Genomic DNA, 16,848 nt, shown 5'->3' on the forward strand with positions numbered 1-16,848 from the left:
AGGTACTTCCACAATTTCACCGAATTTCACGAAAGACCATGAAATCGCATTGAGTACAGCTACTGGAGGCAAAGCACCTTGGAGTGGCTGCAAACCGAATTCGGTGAGCACCTCCGGTCCGTGGCCGAGCACACCGATGAGGTGCACGCGCACCTCCACTTCTGTGTCGTCAATCCTGACGGTGGCAACGTCAAGCACTTGCACCCCGGCTTCCGCGCGGCAAAGGACGCTCAAACACCCAAGGAACAGCGCCTTGCCTACAACACGGCAATGCGCGCCTTTCAGGACCGATTCTGGGAGCACGTTGCCGGACCCCGTCTGGACTCGCTCGTTTGGGGCCGGGCCGCCAGCGCAGGCCGCGTTGCTTCAGCAGGCGCGTGAGATCAAGCGTGGGACGGGCGAACGAGACCGCCAACTGCGTTCATTTGCCGAGCAAGACCACGCGCTCCAGCATGTCGAGTCTCCGCTTCTTGGTCACTTCCTCCCACTCTTTCAGGGCCAGCCACTCCTTGGCGATGGTCTCGAATGTGTTCGCTGAGTCCTGCTCGCGCTTGATGCGTTCGATCTGGCGATTCTGGACGGGATTGATGCCCTCCCTGACCAGCTTCCGCGCCGCCTCGCACTTCGCTCTGGCCTCGCCGAGCGTCACGCTGGGGTAGTCGCCAAGCGCGAGCCAAGAGGCCTTGTCATTGAGCTTGAAGCGATAGCGCCAAGCCTTGATGCCGTTGAGTTTGATTTCTAGGTACAGCCCCTTGTAGTCATTGAGGCGGTAGATGCCTTCTCTAGGCTTGGAGGCTCGACACTGGGCGTCTGTCACGCATCGTGAAGGTCTCCTGTTCGTCCTCAGGGCTTCATCGCATACACCTTCATCGACCTGGTGCAAGATCCATATATACGCCCGTATTCACTTGCGCAGCGCTATCAAGTGTCGTTGCATGCAACGAGCTGAAATGAAAAAGCCCCGTATCCACGGGGCTTTGCGTCGTTTCAGGTGATGCACCTGCAAGCAGGTGAAATCGTCTGAAATGGCTTGCTCGAATCAGACGTTGAACAAGAAGTTCATCACGTCCCCATCCTGCACGATGTATTCCTTGCCTTCCGCGCGCATCTTGCCCGCTTCCTTGGCGCCCTGCTCACCCTTGTAGGTGATGTAGTCGTCATAGGAGATGGTCTGGGCGCGGATGAAGCCGCGTTCGAAGTCGGTGTGGATGACGCCAGCGGCCTGGGGCGCGGTGGCGCCGATCGGCACGGTCCAGGCGCGCACTTCCTTCACGCCGGCGGTGAAGTAGGTCTGCAGGCCCAGCAGCTTGAAGGCGGCGCGGATCAGGCGGTTCAGGCCGGGCTCTTCCATGCCCATGTCCGACAGGAAGGCCTGACGGTCGGCGTCGTCGAGGTCGACGATCTCGGATTCAATGGCGGCGCAGATGGCGACCACGGGCGCGTTGCGCGCGGCGGCGAATTCGGTCAGGCGGTCGAGCAGCGGATTGTTGGTGAAGCCGTCGTCCGCCACGTTGCCCACGTACATCGCGCGCTTGGCGGTGATGAAGCAGAGCTGGGCGATGTCGGCCTTTTCCTCGGTGGAGAGGTCCAGCGCACGGATCGGCTTGGCTTCGTTCAGCTGGGCCACGCACTTTTCCAGCACGGCCACGATGCGCTGCGATTCCTTGTCGCCCGAACGCGCGGTCTTCTGGTGGCGTTGCAGGGCCTTTTCAGCGGTCTGCAGGTCGGCCAGGGCCAGTTCGGTTTCGATGACTTCGATGTCGGCGATGGGATCGACCTTGCCGGCCACGTGGATCACGTTGGGATCTTCGAAGCAGCGCACCACGTTGACGATGGCGTCGGTTTCGCGGATGTGCGAGAGGAACTGGTTGCCCAGGCCTTCGCCTTTGCTCGCGCCGGCGACCAGGCCCGCGATGTCGACGAATTCGACGGTGGCGGAAAGGATGCGTTCGGGCTTGACGATTTCAGCCAGCTTCTGCAGACGCTGATCCGGCACTTCGACCACACCGACGTTGGGTTCGATGGTGCAGAACGGATAGTTCTCGGCGGCGATGCCGGCGCGGGTCAGAGCGTTGAAGAGGGTCGATTTGCCTACGTTGGGCAGGCCGACGATGCCGCATTGCAGAGCCATGGGAATCCTGTGTAAGTACGGTATTGATCGTTAACGTTCTAGTTTACCCCGGCTGGGCGCTCAGGCCCCGCCGGCCGGGCCGCCGTTGCGGCCCCGGTCAGGCTGCGGCGGCGGGAACCCAGCGCATGATGATCCAGATCATCAAAATGGGGCCGGCGTTGAAAGCGGAATGCAGCAATATGGCTGCGCCGATTCCGCGGCGCACGCGCATCCAGCCCAGCACGAGGCCCGTGAGCCATTGCGGCAGCACCAGCAGGGGCAGCAGCCAGTATGGCGTCTTGCCGTAGACGAAGTTGGTCAGGTGCACCGCGGCAAAGGTCAGCGCGACCAGGTGGAACACCAGGCCGAAATGCTGCAAGTAATAGCGCCGCCAGGCGGTGTCCCAGCCTCGTAGCGGTTCGGGGCGCTGGCGCGCGCCCCAGCAGGCCAGGATGACGAATGCAGCCAGCAGCAGGCCGGTCCAGACCTTGGGCCCCCACAGCACCACGGGCACCATCGCCGGGATCAGCCATAGCGCCTGTCTTGGACGGCGCAGGCCATAGCGGAACAGTATCTCTTCCACCAGCGGCGCCCAGATGACGGCGGTCAGCCAGGGGATGTTGGCGGGATCGAGCCGATGCGTAACGCCGCCGAGCCCGGCGGCGGCCACCGCCACCGGCCCCAGTGCGAACAGGTTCACGGCCCACAGCAGCGCGGCCCAGGCCAGCAGGCGTCCAGGCCCCAGGCCCGGCCACCAGTCGGCCACCAGCCCGCTCGCGGACGCGCGGCCCGGCAGGCGCGAAGCCGGATGCGGGTGCCGGATGAAGCGCCAGAAATCCGCAACTTCGCTGCGAAAGCGAAGTTTTCCGCCAGATAGCGAAGCCGATTGCCGCTGGTCCGTCATCAGGCCTCGTTGCCGCTGTGGAGTTGGCGTGTCGCCAGGGGAAAATCTCCGGCCAGCATCGCCGGCACGACCGCGCGACACCGGTCGATCACCGCTTCGATCTCTTTCTGTTCCTCGCGGCGCGGCGGATGCAGCACGAAGTCCGCCACCTGCTGGGCCAGGCCCAGCGTGCGGGGATGGCCGATGCCGATGCGCAGGCGCCAGAAGTTGGGGCTGCCCAAGGCCGCCTGGATGTCCTTCAAGCCATTGTGGCCGGCGTGCCCGCCGCCCTGCTTCAGTTTCACCTGACCGGGCATCAGGTCCAACTCGTCGTGCAGCACCAGCACCTGCTCGGGCACAAGCTTGTAGAAACGAGCCAACGCGCCCACCGCCTGGCCGGAACGATTCATGTAGGTATTGGGCTTCAACAGCAGCACGTTGTCGGCGCCCAGACGGGACTTGGCCACCATTCCGAAAAAGGACTTCTCCAGCGCAAAAGAAGCGCGCAAGTCGTCCGCCAGATGGTCGGCCAGCCAGAAGCCGGCGTTATGCCGGGTCGTTTCGTAGTCAGGGCCAGGATTACCCAGTCCGACGATGAGGCGTATAGGAGTAGACATGATGGGGGGTGTTTAAACCAAAAAACCCTGCGCATGCAAATGCACACGCAGGGTTTCGGGTACCAGCCGTGGAAAGCCCGAGGGCTTTCCGGCAGAACTTAGGCGGCCGGAGCTTCGGCAGCGCCTTCGTCGGCGGCAGCGCCGCCCTTGACCACGGCCGTGGCGGCCAGCAGCGGGTTGGCGTCACCGCCGTGGGGCACGTACGTCACGCCCTTGGGCAGCTTGATGTCGGCCAGGTGGACCGAAGCGCCAGGCAGCAGGTCCTTCAGGTCCACTTCGATGAACTGGGGCAGCGCTGCCGGCAGGCAGGTGATTTCCAGTTCGGTCAGGACGTGGCTGATGATGGCGCCGCCCAGCTTCACGGCCGGCGAGACTTCAGCGTTGATGAAGTGGAACGGGACCTTGGTGTGCAGGGCCTGGTTGGCGTCCACGCGCTGGAAGTCCACGTGCAGGACTTGCGGCTTGTAGGCGTGCCATTGAACCGAACGCAGCAGGACTTGCTCTTCCTTGGCTGCGCCTTCCAGCGCCATTTGCAGGATCGACGCGTGGAATTCTTCCTTGCGCAGGGCGTGGTAGATCTCGTTGTGGTCGAGTTCGATGTTCAGGGGGGCAGCCGTACCGCCATAAACGATGGCGGGAACGCGGCCCGCGCGGCGCAGGCGGCGGCTCGCACTCGAACCCTGGACGCTACGCGCAGTGGCATTGAATTTCATGGAAAACTCCAAAAACAATAAATGGCGAAGAGACTTCGCCGATTAGTGCACGGCACGCGAAATGCGCGCCGTGTTTGTTGCGCCTTGCCGCGACCAGCAAGGCGCAAAACTCTGTATCCGGACTACCCGTCCGAGGGCCGCTACGTCTTAATCGACGAACAGCGAGCTGACCGATTCCGCGTTCGAGATACGCAGGATGGTCTCGCCCAGCAGCGCGGCGCACGACAGCTGGCGGATCTTGCCGCTGGCCTGGCCTTGCTCGGAGAGCGGAATGGTGTCGGTGACGACCAGTTCGTCCAGTTCCGACGCTTCGATGCGGTCGATGGCGCCGCCCGACAGCACGGGGTGCGTGCAATAGGCGTAAACGGCGCCGGCGCCGCGGTCCTTCAGGGCCTGGGCCGCCTTGCACAGCGTGCCGGCGGTGTCGACCATGTCGTCCATGATGATGCAGGTGCGGCCGTCGACTTCACCGATGATGTTCATCACTTCCGACACGTTGGCGCGCGGACGGCGCTTGTCGATGATGGCCAGATCGGCTTCCAGCTGTTTGGCCAGCGCGCGGGCCCGCACCACGCCGCCGATGTCCGGGGACACGACGACCAGGTTCGAGAAATTGCGGCGCCAGATGTCGCCCAGCAGGATCGGACCCGCGTAGATGTTGTCCACGGGGATATCGAAGAAACCCTGGATCTGGTCGGCGTGCAGGTCCATCGTCAGGACGCGGTCGACGCCAGCCACTTGCAGCATGTTGGCCACGACCTTCGCCGAGATGGCCACGCGCGCCGAGCGCGGGCGGCGGTCCTGGCGGGCATAGCCGAAATAGGGAATGGCGGCGGTGATGCGGCCAGCGGAAGCGCGGCGCAAGGCATCGACCATCACCATGATTTCCATCAGGTTGTCGTTGGTGGGGGCACAGGTGGGCTGCAGGACGAAGACGTCCTTGCCGCGCACATTCTCGTTGATCTCGACCATCACTTCGCCGTCCGAGAAGCGACCGACGGTCATCTTGCCCAGGGACATATCGAGGTGGTTGACTACGTCCACGGCCAGCCGAGTATTGGCGGTGCCCGTGAAAATCATGAAGCTATCGTTTGCCATGATGGATGATGCGATGGTCGTTTTAAGACACTAACGAGATGATGCGAGGTAATGCACCAGCGGACCCGGAAAATAAAAAAGCTGCTGAACCCGGGCCAGTGTCTTACAGGCGTGTTCAACAGCTTTTTTATGTATTCGGTTGGCTGGGGAGGAAGGATTCGAACCTTCGCATGCCGGAATCAAAATCCGGTGCCTTAACCAGCTTGGCGACTCCCCAACTATCTTGCAATCCAATTCCGCAACGGATGTTCAGCTAACCCAGTACATGCCTGCACTAACCGAAACCGTGGATGCGTTTGGCTGAATGTTTTATCAGCGCCGCGCATTATAGCGGATATTTCTGCTTCTGCCAAAACGGCTTCGGAGAGTTCGGAAAATTCGGCGAATAAACACGCGCCAGATCCCGACATGCGAACTGGAGTTCCACGAAGGACCTCCTGCTCAGCAAGCCACCGCGATGCCCCAAGCACTTCTGGGTAAAGGCGGTAGACCACCGGCTCCAAATCATTCCTGCCGAAGCGGGAAGTAGGCGAAGCAAGAAAGACCGCTATTGTGATGGAAGAAGAATCTCTTGTCAAATCAGGTGCGGAAAATATTTGTGGCGTGGGCACGCTGGCGTCCGGCTGCGCCACCAGATATGCACGATCCGGCAGCGTCACCGCCGTCAGGTCTTCGCCTACACCCTGGGCGAATGCGGATTGACCGAAGACAAACACGGGCACATCGGCGCCCAGAGGCAAGGCCAGCTCCATGAGTTCGCGCCGCGACAGCCCGGTATTCCACAACTTGTTCAGCGCGATCAGCACGGATGCCGCATCGCTGGAGCCGCCGCCCAGGCCGCCGCCTTGCGGGATGCGCTTTTCCAGGCCGATCTGCACGCCCTGCTTCGTACCCGTGGCCCGCTGCAGCGCATGCGCCGCGCGCAGGGTCAGATCCTGCTCTTCGGGCACGCCAGGCAGCTCCGTGGCGCGGCTGATGACGCCGTCGGCGCGCACATCGAAATGCAAGGTGTCGCACAGGTCGATAAAGCGGAAGGCGGTTTGCAGCAGGTGATAGCCGTCGGCGCGCCGGCCTACGACGTGCAGGAACAGATTGAGCTTGGCGGGAGCGGGTACGTCGTAGAGAGTCACGGCTGAACAAACAAAAAAAAAGCGGTCGCCCGATTTTACCGGGCGACCGCTGATTCCGGGCCAAGACGGCCCGCCATTCAAGGCTGATTGACGACCAGACGCAGCATAATGCGCCGGCCCGGCTCCTGGCGTTCCAACACCAGCAATTGGGGACCTAGCGTGTCGTAACGTGAGAGCCGCGCGCGCCAGCCGCCCTGCTCAAAAGCCGCCAGGCGACCCAGTTCGTCGCGCGACACTTCGGTCGCTTCGGGCGTGGCCGCCAGCTTGCCCCGCAGCCAGTCACGCAGCCCGGACACGGGCATGCTGCTGCCCAGCGCTTCCGCGGCCAGGGCATCGGGATTGTCGGCGACCAGGCGGGTGCCGTCGGCCTTGGTCAGGCTGGCCGCGCCGGGCCGTCCTTCCACCCGAGCCTCGGTCGAACCCAGCGGGTTGGTCAGGTCCAGCACATACTGGCGGCCATCGTCCGACCACGAGAAGCCGCCCTGCACGGCGTTCTGCTTGCCGCTTTCCTCGTTGACGGTAATGGCGAAGCGGCCGATGCGCGAAAACGCGTCGGCGCTGGCGCCTTCGATCGGTTTGGGCGTGGTGCAGGCCGCCAGCGTCGCCGCCAGCATTGCCATCAGGAACCAGCGCAGCGGCGCGGCGGCGCCGAGCGCACGTTGAAACACTGCGGTCACAGGCTGATCCCCAGGCGCTTGGCCACGTCCTGAACAGTCTTGTTCTTGGGATCCTTGGCCACCGCGGCGCGCAGCAACTCGACGGCCTGGTCGCGCTTGCCCTGGGTCCAGAGAACCTCGGCCAGGTGGGCTGCGATATCTGCTTCCGGACGCACGCTGTAGGCGCGCCGCAGGTAGTCGGCGGCAGCTGCGGAATCGCCCATGCGGTACTTGACCCAGCCCATGCTGTCGAGGATGAACGGATCGTTGGGCGCGAGCTCCAGCGCTTGCGTGATCAGATCCAGGGCCTCGGGCAGGCGCTGGTTGTGATCGGCCAGCGTGTAGCCCAGCGCGTTGTAGGCATGCGCATGATCAGGGTCCAGCGCGATGACCTGGCGCAGCATGCGTTCGAGGTCGGCCAGACGGTTCTGGCGTTCGTACAGCATGGCCAGTTCGTACTTGATCTCGACCGTGTCGGGCAGCGCCTGATCGGCCGCTTCCAATACCGACACCGCCTGCTGCACGCGGTCGGCGTCGCGCAGGATCTGGGCCTTGGTCAATACGCCGAGCGTACGCTCTTCCTCGTCCTGCGGGCCGGCGGCGTCGATCATGGCCAGCGCGTCGTCAATGCGACCGCTCTTGGCGCGCAAGGCGGCCTGGCGCATGCGCACCGAGTAGCGCAGCGTCGGATCGTCGATACGGCCCAGTTCAGCAATGGCGTCGTCGTAATGGCCCTGGTCTTCGGCGATGCGGGCCAGCAAGACATGGGCGTCGGCCGCGGCGGCGCCGGCATCGGTTGCGCCCGGGACGGTCGCGCGCTGGCGTTGCTGCTGCACGTCCAGATACTGTTGCAACAGGCTCTTGGCCTGCGGCAATTGCCCGGCCTTGTAGGCCAGTTGCGCCTGCATGAACAGGAGGTCGAAATCTTCCGGCGAACGGCGCGACATGGCCTGCAATTCAGCCAGCGCGCCGTTGTAGTCGCCGCTGTCGGCCAACTGGCCGGCCAGCATCAGGCGCACCTTGCGGGCGTTGGGATTGCGGGCGATATAGGCGCGCGCCTCGGCCTGCGCGCGCTGCGGGTCCACTTTGTAGCCGTATTCCAGCACGCGCAGGGCCGCGGGTTCCGACTTGGGATCCGCCGCCAGGGCCGCGCGCGACTCCTGCGCGGCACGGGTGTAGTCGCCCGAGGCGGAAGCCACGTCAGCCAGCGCCAGGTGCGCTGCCGGCAGCTTGCGCACGCTGTCGCTCAGGGATTCGTCGAGGATGCGCAGGGCGAGGCGGCGGTCGTTCAGGCGGCTCAGCACGGCCAGGGCCTGGCCGATGGCGGCCGGCTTGTCGCGCGAGGAATCGATGCGGTTGCGCAGGGCCTGCGACAGGCCCTTGGTCTGGCCGTTGGCGGCGGCCAGCGCCAGCTCGGTGGAACTGGCCTCCACGTCGTTGGGAGACAGGCGCGCCCAGACCCGCGCGGCGTCCAGGGCGCCGGGCAGGTTGCCGCCGGCCAGTTGGAATTCGAGGGCGCGGCGAGCCAGGCGTGGATCGCCGGTATCCCGCGCCAGGCCCAGCATGGTGGTAGCCGCGGAACCGTACATGCCGCGCTGCGCGGCGATCTCGGAGGCGAGCACGCGATAAAAAATGTCCGCGGTCAGCGAGACATAGGGCAACTGCCCGGGGCGCAGCCGTATGACTTCGGTTTCAGGGTGGCGGCTCTGGGGCGCCATCCTGGGCCCGGTCGCATCGCGCGTCCGGCTGTCGGCGGCCTGGGCCGGCGGGGTCAGTATTGCTGCCAGCGCAAGCGCTAGCGCGGCGATCCCGATGTTTATAGGTTTGAAAGACGACTTCACGCGGCCCGTCCGGTTGATGGCACAATCTTCGTACACGCAATTAATGATCTTACACTGGCTCATGCCGGAACTGCCTGAAGTCGAAACCACGCGTCGGGGAATCGACGCCGTCATCACCGGCCGGACGCTCACGCGCCTGGTCATCCACGAATCCCGCATGCGCTGGCCGATCCCGCAGGATCTGCCGTCGCTGGTCGCTGGCCGCGCCGTGCTGGAATGCGCGCGCCGCGGCAAGTACCTGCTGCTGCGATTCGAACACGGCACCCAGATCGTGCATCTGGGCATGTCGGGGTCGCTGCGCAGCGTCGCGCCTGGTGAATTCCTGCGCAAGCACGACCATGTCGAATGGATCTTCGAACAGGCCGTGCTGCGCCTGCATGACCCGCGGCGCTTTGGCGCGGTGCTGTGGCACCCCGAATCCGACGGCCCCATCGAAGCCCACCCCCTGCTGGCCAAGCTGGGCATCGAACCCTTCGATCCACGGTTCGACGGCGCCTGGCTGCACCGCCATTTCAAGAACCACAGCGCCGCCATCAAGCAGGTGCTGCTGGCCGGCATGGCGGTGGTGGGCGTGGGCAATATCTATGCGTCGGAAAGCCTGTTCCGCGCCCGAATCAATCCCAAGACGCCAGCCAACAAACTGTCGCCCGCCCGCTGCGAGCGCCTGGCCGACATGGTGCGCGCCACCCTGGCCGATGCCCTGACCTCCGGCGGCAGCACACTGCGGGACTACGTCGGAGCCACCGGCGAACCAGGCGCCTACTTCGAGATCCACGCCGCCGTCTACGAACGCGAGGGTCTGCCCTGCCGCGTCTGCGCCACCCCGATACGGCGCATCGTCCAAGGCCAGCGCGCCACCTACTATTGCCCGAAATGCCAAAGGAATTGACCGCTGCCGCCCCGGAAATCCACGGGAAATCCCTGTAAAAACAAGACCATTTGTTTATAGCAAACGTATTGCACGAAAACTAACGTCAAGCTATATTCCTTCCACACACCGTATTCCTATAAAAGTGGAAGGAGCCTCCATGAGCAAGCAATTCGCCTCGCACGCCGACCTGGACGACAAGGTCGTCTCGTTCGAAAAACTGTCCGACAACGCCTATGCCTACACGGCCGAAGGCGATCCCAACACGGGCGTGATCATCGGCGACGAGGCCGTCATGGTGGTCGACACCCAGGCCACCCCTGTCATGGCACAGGACGTGATCCGCCGCATCCGCGAAGTCACTGACAAGCCCATCAAGTACATCCTGCTGTCGCATTACCACGCCGTGCGCGTGTTCGGCGCGTCGGCCTACAACGCCCAGGAAATCCTGGCCAGCCGCGACACCTACGACCTGATCGCCGAACGCGGCGAACAGGACAAGGCCAGCGAAATCGGCCGCTTCCCCCGCCTGTTCCGCAATGCCGAATCGATTCCGCCGGGCCTGGTCTGGCCGACGATGACGTTCAAGGGCGAAATGACGGTCAACCTGGGCAACCTGGAAGTCAAGCTGCTGCAAGTGGGCCGCGGCCACACCAAGGGCGACACCATCGCCTGGTTGCCCGAGCAGAAGATCCTGTTCGCTGGCGACCTGGTCGAATACCAGTCCACCCCCTACTGCGGCGACGCCTACTTCCGCGACTGGCCCAGCACGCTGGACGCGCTGTCTGGCTTCGAAGCCGAGAAAATGGTCCCGGGCCGCGGCCCCGCGCTGAAGAACGCCACCGAAGTCCGCCAGGGCCTGGCCGGCACGCGCGCCTTCCTGACCGACCTGTACGGCGCGGTGAACCGCGGCGTGGCCGAGGGCAAGGACCTGAAGACCATCTACCGCGAGGTCTACGACTTCATGAAGCCGCGCTACAGCGACTGGGTGATCTTCGACCACTGCATGCCGTTCGACGTGTCGCGCGCCTATGACGAGGCCACCGGCTACACCCACCCGCGCATCTGGACCGACAAGCGCGATCTGGAGATGTGGGCGCAGCTGGAAGGCTGATCCCGGCGGGCCGCCAACGGCCCATCCGAGCACCAACCGGAATCGCGCGCCGCAAGGCGGCGCGCGGCTTCGTGACATAAAAACAATATGACCCACACAGGAGACAACCGTGGGAGACATCGACTTTCAGGCGATGGAATTCGCCTATGAAAAACACGCCGACCAGGCCGCCAGCGAGCTGGCGCGCCATCAGGTGGTGGTGGTGGGAGCCGGCCCGGTCGGTCTGACCACGGCGCTGGACCTGGCGCGCCAGGGCGTGCGCGTGGTGGTGCTGGACGACGACTTCCGCCTGTCGACCGGCTCCCGCGCCATCTGTTTCTCCAAGCGCACGCTGGAGATCTGGGACCGCCTGGGCGTGGGTCAACGCATGATCGACAAGGGCGTGTCCTGGAACGTGGGCAAGGTCTTCTTCCGTGAGCAGGAAGTCTGGCGCTTCGACCTGCTGCCCGAACCCGGCCATCGCCGCCCGGCCTTCATCAACCTGCAGCAGTACTACGCCGAAGGCTATCTGTACGAGCAGGCGCGCCAGGAGCCCAACATCGATCTGCGCTGGAAGAACAAAGTTGTCGGCCTGGAGCAGCGCGATGACGGCGTGGTCCTGAACGTGGAAACCCCGGACGGCGCGTATGCCTTGCATGCCGACTGGCTGATCGCCTGCGACGGCGCGCGTTCGCCGGTGCGCAAGCTGATTGGCCAGGAAAGCCACGGCCGCATCTTCCGCGACCGCTTCCTCATCGCCGACGTCAAGATGCAGGCGGACTTCCCGACCGAGCGCTGGTTCTGGTTCGACCCGCCCTTCCATCCCAACCAGTCCGTGCTCTTGCACCGCCAGCCCGACAATGTCTGGCGCATCGACTTCCAGCTGGGCTGGAACGCCGACCCGGTCGAGGCCGTCAAGCCTGAAAACGTGCTGCCGCGCATCCGCGCACTGCTGGGCCCCGACGCGCGCTTCGAGCTGGAATGGGTCAGCGTCTATACCTTCGCGTGCGAACGCATGGACAAGTTCCGCCACGGCCGTGTCGTCTTCGCCGGCGACTCCGCGCACCGCGTATCGCCGTTCGGCGCCCGCGGCGCCAACAGCGGCGTGCAGGACGCGGAGAACCTGGCCTGGAAACTGAAGCTGGTGCTGGCCGGCCAGGCGCCCGAGACACTGATCGACAGCTACGCCGTCGAACGCGAATACGCCGCCGACGAGAACATCCTGAATTCATCGCGCGCCACCGACTTCATCACGCCCAAGAGCGACATCAGCCGCAATTTCCGCAACGCGGTGCTGAACCTGGCCAAGACCCATCCGTTTGCGCGCTCGCTGGTCAACAGCGGCCGCCTGTCGCTGCCCGCGACCTACGCCGGTTCGCCGCTGAACACGCCGGACACCGACGCCTTCAGCGGCCGCATGGTGCCGGGCGCGGTGGCGCTGGACGCGCCCGTGAACGCGCAAGATTGGTGGCTGGCGCAATTGGACGGTGAATTCGTGCTGGCGTTCTTCTGTGGCGACGCCCTGCCCGACCGCAACACGCTGCTTGCCCTCCAGGCGCTGCGCATGGCGCCTGTGCCGGTCAAGGCCGTGCTGGTCGCCAGCCCGCAATGCGATCTGTCCGCGCTGCCCAAGGAGCTGGCGTCCGTCACGGACCGCGAAGGCTGCCTGGGCAAGCGCTATGACGCGCAAGCCGGCACGGCCTACCTGATCCGCCCCGACCAGCACATCACCGCCCGCTGGCGCGCCTTCGACGCCGACGCCGTCACCGCGGCCGTCAGCCGCGCCACGGGCCGGGCCTGAACTTCGAGATCACTCCATCATGCTGATTACCGAAACCAACCTGGTCTCGCCTGACGACTTCTACGAAGCGCTGATCGAGACCCACCGCGACCTCACCAACGAGCAAAGCCAGGAGCTCAACGCGGCGCTGATCCTGTTGCTGGCCAACCACTTGGGCGACATGGAAGTGCTGCGCGAGGCGCTGCGGCAAGCGCGGGCGTCCGTGGCGCCGTAGTTCCCTTCACGCCCCGACCGCGAACGCATTGACGATCAACGCGCGCAGCCATTGGTTGCCGCTGTCGCGGTCCACCCGGCGCTGCCAGTACATGTTGGTCTGCAGCGCCGGCACTCTTATCGGCGGCGTCATGTAGCGCAGGCCGAATGGCGGCGCGGCGCTGGCGGCAAGTTTTTCGGGCACGGTGGCCAGCAGGTCGGTCGCGCTGACGATGTAGGGCACGGCCGAAAAATGCGGCACGCTGAAATGCTCGGCCAGATCGACGCCGGCGCGTTCCATGGACTGGTTGACCTGCCCATAGGGCGCCGCGCGCGACACGATGAGGTGGCGCTCGGCCCGGAAGGCCTTGAGGCTCATGCCGGCGTGCGCCGTCGGATGCGCCTGCCGGAACAGGGTCGCATAGCCCTGGCGGAACAGCATGCGCTGTAGCGTACCCGCCCCCATTTCATCGAATGCGCCGATCGCCAGATCCACCCGCCCGGCCTCCATTTCCCGAGGCAGATCCGGTCCCTGCACCCGCACCGAATCGATGCGCACCTGCGGCGCCACCTGCACGCAGACTTCCATCAGGCGCGGCATGAAGTGGATCTCGCCCACGTCCGTCATCGCCACCCGGAAGCGGCGGGTGCTGGTGGCGGCATCGAAGACGTCCTGGTCTTTTAGGGCCTGCGACAACATGGTCAACGCCTCGCTGACTGGGCCCGCCAGGCGCTGCGCGCGCGGCGTGGGCAGCATGCCCTGCGCCGTGCGCACGAACAGATCGTCGCCGAATGCTTCGCGCAGGCGGCGCAGCGCGTTGCTGACCGCGGGTTGCGACAGGTCCATGCGCCGCGCCACGGCCGACAGATTGCGGTCCTCCAGCAGATGCTGGAACAACAGCAGCAGATTCAGATCGACATCGCGCAGCTCGGCCATACGCCCCCCTACTATTCACAAAATTTATAGTCTCTATTTTTGCATTCCCATAGCCGTAGCGGGGATTTTTTCCGACAATGCCATATGGGCTCCGGAAACCTTCCGCACGAGCCACCCGCACCAGGCCGCGCGGCCAAGCACCGCGCCGCCGCTCAGGAGGAATCCATGGAACTGCAATACCAGACCGGCTTCGGCAACAGTTGCGCTACCGAAGCCCTGCCCGGCGCGCTGCCGCTGGGCCGCAACTCGCCGCAGCAATGCCCCTACGGCCTGTACGCCGAGCAGTTGTCCGGCACCGCCTTCACCGCGCCGCGCAGCGAAAACCGCCGCTCCTGGCTCTACCGCATCCGTCCCGGCGCGCAGCACAAGCCGTTCGAGGCCTTTGACGGCGCCGCCGGCTGGCAAAGCACCTTCGGCCAAGGTCCCGTCACGCCCAATCAGTTGCGCTGGAGCCCGTTGCCCATCCCCGCCGCCCCCACCGACTTCCTGGAAGGCGTGAAGACCTGGGGCGGCAACGGCGGCCCCGACGAACTCAGCGGCGTAGGCATCCACCTGTATGCGGCCAACCGTTCGATGCAAGGGCGCTACTTCTACAACGCCGACGGCGAACTGCTGCTGGTGCCGCAGGAAGGCCGCCTGCGCCTGGCCACGGAGCTGGGCCTGATCGACCTGGAACCGCTGGAAATCGCCGTCATCCCGCGCGGTGTGCGCTTCCGCGTTGAACTGCTGGACGGCAACGCGCGCGGCTACATGCTGGAAAACTTCGGCGCGGCCATGCGCCTGCCGGAGCTGGGCCCCATCGGCTCGAACTGCCTGGCCAATGCCCGCGACTTCAAGACCCCGGTGGCCTGGTACGAAGACCTCGAAGGCGACTTCGAACTCATCGCCAAGTTCACGGGCGGCTTCTGGCGCGCTTCCATCGACCATTCGCCGTTGAACGTGGTGGCCTGGCACGGCACGCACGCGCCGTACAAGTACGACCTGCGCAACTTCAACACCGTCGGCTCCATCAGCTACGACCATCCGGATCCCTCGATCTTCACGGTGCTGACCGCGCCGTCGGACACCCCGGGAACGGCCAACATGGATTTTGCGATCTTCCCGCCGCGCATCCTGGCCATGGAGAACACCTTCCGTCCGCCCTGGTTCCACCGCAACATCGCCAGCGAATTCATGGGGCTGATCCAGGGCGTCTACGACGCCAAGGCCGACGGTTTCGCGCCGGGCGGCGCCAGCCTGCACAACTGCATGAGCGGCCACGGCCCCGACGCCGAGACTTTCGAAAAGGCCTCGCACGCCGATACCAGCAAGGCCCACTACATCCGCGACACGATGGCCTTCATGTTCGAGACGCGGCGCGTCATCCGCCCCACGGAGCAGGCGCTGGCCTCGGTAGAATTGCAAGGCGACTACTACCGGTGCTGGCAGGGCATCGCCAAGCATTTCGACCCCAGCAAGGCGTGACGCGCAGGCCTTCTGCCATCCACGCCCGCGGCGATGAGCGCAAGCTCATCGCCGCTTGGCATTTGTAATTCCCGGCGCCTGACGCCCGGCCACCGCATAACCACACTGAAAGAGACACGCAGCCATGACCACCATCAACGAAACCCACGACCCGTCCCTGAAGAGCTGGATCGCCAGCGCCAACACCGGCGAGTCGGATTTCCCGGTGCAGAACCTGCCCTATGCCACCTTCCGCCGCAAGGGTTCGACGGAGTCGTTCCGCCCCGGCGTGGCCATCGGCGACCAGATCCTGGACCTGGCCGCGCTGGCCGCCAAACAGCCCTTCGAGGGCCTGGCAGCAGAAGCCCTGGCCGCGTGCGCCACGGACAGCCTGAACGCCCTGATGGCCCTGGGCCAGGCCCACTGGAGCGCCCTGCGCCTGGCGCTGTCGCGCGCATTGCGCGAAGGCGCTGCCCTGCGCGGCACGGTCGAGCCCCTGCTCGTCGCGCAAGCCGACGCCGAATACACCACGCCCGCCCGCATCGGCGACTACACCGACTTCTACATCTCGGTGCACCACGCCACCGCCGTGGGCAAGCAATTCCGCCCCGACAATCCCCTGTTGCCGAACTACAAGTGGGTGCCCATCGGCTACCACGGCCGCGCCTCCAGCATCGGCGTGGACCAGAAGTTCCCCCGCCCCGTCGGCCAGACCCGTCCCGCCAATGAAGGCGAAGCGCCGCAGTTCGGCCCCTGCGCCCGCCTGGATTACGAATTGGAGCTGGGCATCTTCGTCGGCACCGGCAACGCCCAGGGCGACCGCATCCCCCTGGCCGACGCCGAATCGCACGTGTTCGGCCTGTGCATCCTGAACGACTGGTCGGCGCGCGACATCCAGGCCTGGGAATACCAGCCCCTGGGCCCCTTCCTGGCCAAGAACTTCGCCTCCACGATCTCGCCCTGGGTCGTCACCATGGAAGCGCTGGAACCGTTCCGCACGCAGTGGATGCGCGGCCCGTCCGAACCGCAGCCCCTGCCCTACCTGGCATCCGATGCGAACCGCGCCAAGGGCGCCTTCGACGTGCAGATGGAAGTCCTGCTGACCACCGAAAAATCGCGCGCCGACAAGCAGCCGCCGGCCTTCCTGTCGCGCAGCAACTTCCGCGATGCCTACTGGAACGTGGCGCAGCTGATCGCCCACCACACCGTCAACGGCTGCAACCTGCAACCCGGCGACATGCTGGGCACCGGCACCCTGTCCGGCCCGCAACCTTCGGAAGCCGGCTCGCTGCTGGAACTGTGCAACGGCGGCAAGAATCCCATCGACCTGCCTTGGGGCGAAAAGCGCACCTTCCTGCAGGATGGCGACCAGGTCATCATCCGCGCCGAATGCGTGAAGGCAGGCTATCCGCGCATCGGCTTCGGCGCCTGCTCCGGCACCGTGCTGCCCGCCCGCGCCTGATCCG

17 protein-coding genes and 1 tRNA gene are annotated in these 16,848 nt (G+C 65.1%); 7 read left to right on the plus strand and 11 right to left on the minus strand.

The window, feature by feature from the left end; translation table 11 throughout:
• Positions 1-78 precede the first annotated feature (78 nt).
• A complete protein-coding gene (locus tag DXK93_RS05885) occupies positions 79-381 on the plus strand; it encodes a hypothetical protein (protein ID WP_119449624.1) in 303 nt (100 codons plus the stop codon).
• Positions 382-421: 40 nt separating this feature from the next.
• Here the strand turns inward: DXK93_RS05885 and DXK93_RS05890 are convergent, their stop codons facing one another.
• The 10 genes from DXK93_RS05890 to DXK93_RS05935 form a co-directional block, all read right to left on the minus strand.
• The gene (locus tag DXK93_RS05890; RefSeq protein WP_233564516.1) at positions 422-817 is read right to left on the minus strand and encodes an Arm DNA-binding domain-containing protein; all 396 of its coding nucleotides are present in this window, start codon (positions 815-817) and stop codon (positions 422-424) included.
• A 222-nt stretch (positions 818-1,039) separates the two neighbouring features.
• Positions 1,040-2,131, minus strand: coding sequence for a redox-regulated ATPase YchF (gene ychF, locus DXK93_RS05895; RefSeq protein WP_054451948.1), 1,092 nt, complete (start codon positions 2,129-2,131; stop codon positions 1,040-1,042).
• A 97-nt stretch (positions 2,132-2,228) separates the two neighbouring features.
• Positions 2,229-3,014, minus strand: coding sequence for a type II CAAX prenyl endopeptidase Rce1 family protein (locus DXK93_RS05900; protein ID WP_119449625.1), 786 nt, complete (start codon positions 3,012-3,014; stop codon positions 2,229-2,231).
• Positions 3,014-3,610 carry an aminoacyl-tRNA hydrolase gene (gene pth, locus DXK93_RS05905; RefSeq protein ID WP_054451950.1) on the minus strand — a complete coding sequence of 199 codons (597 nt, stop codon included), beginning with the start codon at positions 3,608-3,610 and terminating at the stop codon, positions 3,014-3,016. The genes DXK93_RS05900 and pth overlap by 1 nt, the downstream gene beginning before the upstream one ends.
• Positions 3,611-3,708: 98 nt before the next feature.
• Positions 3,709-4,323: a 50S ribosomal protein L25/general stress protein Ctc gene (locus tag DXK93_RS05910; protein ID WP_042797362.1), complete on the minus strand. Its 615-nt coding sequence runs from the start codon at positions 4,321-4,323 to the stop codon at positions 3,709-3,711.
• Positions 4,324-4,470: 147 nt separating this feature from the next.
• Positions 4,471-5,421, minus strand: coding sequence for a ribose-phosphate pyrophosphokinase (locus DXK93_RS05915; protein WP_006227587.1), 951 nt, complete (start codon positions 5,419-5,421; stop codon positions 4,471-4,473).
• Between the two features lie 140 nt (positions 5,422-5,561).
• Positions 5,562-5,638, minus strand: a tRNA-Gln gene (locus DXK93_RS05920).
• A gap of 1 nt (position 5,639) precedes the next feature.
• Complete coding sequence (gene ispE, locus DXK93_RS05925; RefSeq protein WP_082400801.1) at positions 5,640-6,551, minus strand: 4-(cytidine 5'-diphospho)-2-C-methyl-D-erythritol kinase; 912 nt, start codon at positions 6,549-6,551, stop codon at positions 5,640-5,642.
• A 77-nt stretch (positions 6,552-6,628) separates the two neighbouring features.
• Entirely contained in the window at positions 6,629-7,171 is a 543-nt protein-coding gene (gene lolB / locus DXK93_RS05930) for a lipoprotein insertase outer membrane protein LolB (protein ID WP_119449635.1), read from the minus strand.
• A 53-nt stretch (positions 7,172-7,224) separates the two neighbouring features.
• Positions 7,225-9,111 (minus strand): lipopolysaccharide assembly protein LapB, encoded by a 1,887-nt coding sequence (locus DXK93_RS05935; RefSeq protein WP_119449626.1) that lies wholly within the window; start codon positions 9,109-9,111, stop codon positions 7,225-7,227.
• Between DXK93_RS05935 and mutM the strand changes: the two genes are divergently transcribed.
• The 4 genes from mutM to DXK93_RS05955 all read left to right on the plus strand — a co-directional run bounded on the left by mutM (position 9,110) and on the right by DXK93_RS05955 (position 13,024).
• Positions 9,110-9,937 (plus strand): bifunctional DNA-formamidopyrimidine glycosylase/DNA-(apurinic or apyrimidinic site) lyase, encoded by an 828-nt coding sequence (gene mutM, locus DXK93_RS05940; RefSeq protein ID WP_054451953.1) that lies wholly within the window; start codon positions 9,110-9,112, stop codon positions 9,935-9,937. The two genes, DXK93_RS05935 and mutM, sit on opposite strands and share 2 nt — an antisense overlap.
• 139 nt (positions 9,938-10,076) lie before the next feature.
• Positions 10,077-11,030 carry an MBL fold metallo-hydrolase gene (locus DXK93_RS05945; protein WP_119449627.1) on the plus strand — a complete coding sequence of 318 codons (954 nt, stop codon included), beginning with the start codon at positions 10,077-10,079 and terminating at the stop codon, positions 11,028-11,030.
• 109 nt (positions 11,031-11,139) lie between these two features.
• Positions 11,140-12,810, plus strand: coding sequence for an FAD-dependent oxidoreductase (locus tag DXK93_RS05950; RefSeq protein ID WP_119449628.1), 1,671 nt, complete (start codon positions 11,140-11,142; stop codon positions 12,808-12,810).
• 19 nt (positions 12,811-12,829) lie between these two features.
• Positions 12,830-13,024 carry a DUF2783 domain-containing protein gene (locus tag DXK93_RS05955; protein WP_054451956.1) on the plus strand — a complete coding sequence of 65 codons (195 nt, stop codon included), beginning with the start codon at positions 12,830-12,832 and terminating at the stop codon, positions 13,022-13,024.
• A gap of 6 nt (positions 13,025-13,030) precedes the next feature.
• On the opposite strand, the gene DXK93_RS05960 is transcribed toward DXK93_RS05955, so the two are convergent.
• On the minus strand, positions 13,031-13,939 hold the full coding sequence (locus DXK93_RS05960; protein ID WP_054451957.1) for a LysR family transcriptional regulator: 909 nt from the start codon (positions 13,937-13,939) through the stop codon (positions 13,031-13,033).
• Positions 13,940-14,104: 165 nt separating this feature from the next.
• Here DXK93_RS05960 and hmgA point away from each other — a divergent pair, with 165 nt between their 5' ends.
• Positions 14,105-15,403, plus strand: coding sequence for a homogentisate 1,2-dioxygenase (gene hmgA, locus DXK93_RS05965; RefSeq protein ID WP_054451958.1), 1,299 nt, complete (start codon positions 14,105-14,107; stop codon positions 15,401-15,403).
• Positions 15,404-15,527: 124 nt separating this feature from the next.
• Positions 15,528-16,844: a fumarylacetoacetase gene (gene fahA / locus DXK93_RS05970; protein WP_119449630.1), complete on the plus strand. Its 1,317-nt coding sequence runs from the start codon at positions 15,528-15,530 to the stop codon at positions 16,842-16,844.
• Positions 16,845-16,848 lie beyond the last annotated feature (4 nt).

Source organism: Achromobacter sp. K91 (genome assembly GCF_003576205.1).
GTDB classification, from domain to species: domain Bacteria; phylum Pseudomonadota; class Gammaproteobacteria; order Burkholderiales; family Burkholderiaceae_B; genus Achromobacter; species Achromobacter aegrifaciens.

Excerpts from the sequence above, each read along its gene's own strand:
- ychF (WP_054451948.1), bottom strand. The coding sequence starts at position 2,131 with ATGGCTCTGCAATGCGGCATCGTCGGCCTGCCCAACGTAGGCAAATCG.
- DXK93_RS05900 (WP_119449625.1), bottom strand. The coding sequence starts at position 3,014 with ATGACGGACCAGCGGCAATCGGCTTCGCTATCTGGCGGAAAACTTCGC.
- pth (WP_054451950.1), bottom strand. The coding sequence starts at position 3,610 with ATGTCTACTCCTATACGCCTCATCGTCGGACTGGGTAATCCTGGCCCT.
- DXK93_RS05910 (WP_042797362.1), bottom strand. The coding sequence starts at position 4,323 with ATGAAATTCAATGCCACTGCGCGTAGCGTCCAGGGTTCGAGTGCGAGC.
- DXK93_RS05915 (WP_006227587.1), bottom strand. The coding sequence starts at position 5,421 with ATGGCAAACGATAGCTTCATGATTTTCACGGGCACCGCCAATACTCGG.
- lolB (WP_119449635.1), bottom strand. The coding sequence starts at position 7,171 with ATGGCAATGCTGGCGGCGACGCTGGCGGCCTGCACCACGCCCAAACCG.
- mutM (WP_054451953.1), top strand. The coding sequence starts at position 9,110 with ATGCCGGAACTGCCTGAAGTCGAAACCACGCGTCGGGGAATCGACGCC.
- DXK93_RS05935 (WP_119449626.1), bottom strand. The coding sequence starts at position 9,111 with ATGAGCCAGTGTAAGATCATTAATTGCGTGTACGAAGATTGTGCCATC.
- DXK93_RS05945 (WP_119449627.1), top strand. The coding sequence starts at position 10,077 with ATGAGCAAGCAATTCGCCTCGCACGCCGACCTGGACGACAAGGTCGTC.
- DXK93_RS05955 (WP_054451956.1), top strand. The coding sequence starts at position 12,830 with ATGCTGATTACCGAAACCAACCTGGTCTCGCCTGACGACTTCTACGAA.
- DXK93_RS05960 (WP_054451957.1), bottom strand. The coding sequence starts at position 13,939 with ATGGCCGAGCTGCGCGATGTCGATCTGAATCTGCTGCTGTTGTTCCAG.
- hmgA (WP_054451958.1), top strand. The coding sequence starts at position 14,105 with ATGGAACTGCAATACCAGACCGGCTTCGGCAACAGTTGCGCTACCGAA.
- fahA (WP_119449630.1), top strand. The coding sequence starts at position 15,528 with ATGACCACCATCAACGAAACCCACGACCCGTCCCTGAAGAGCTGGATC.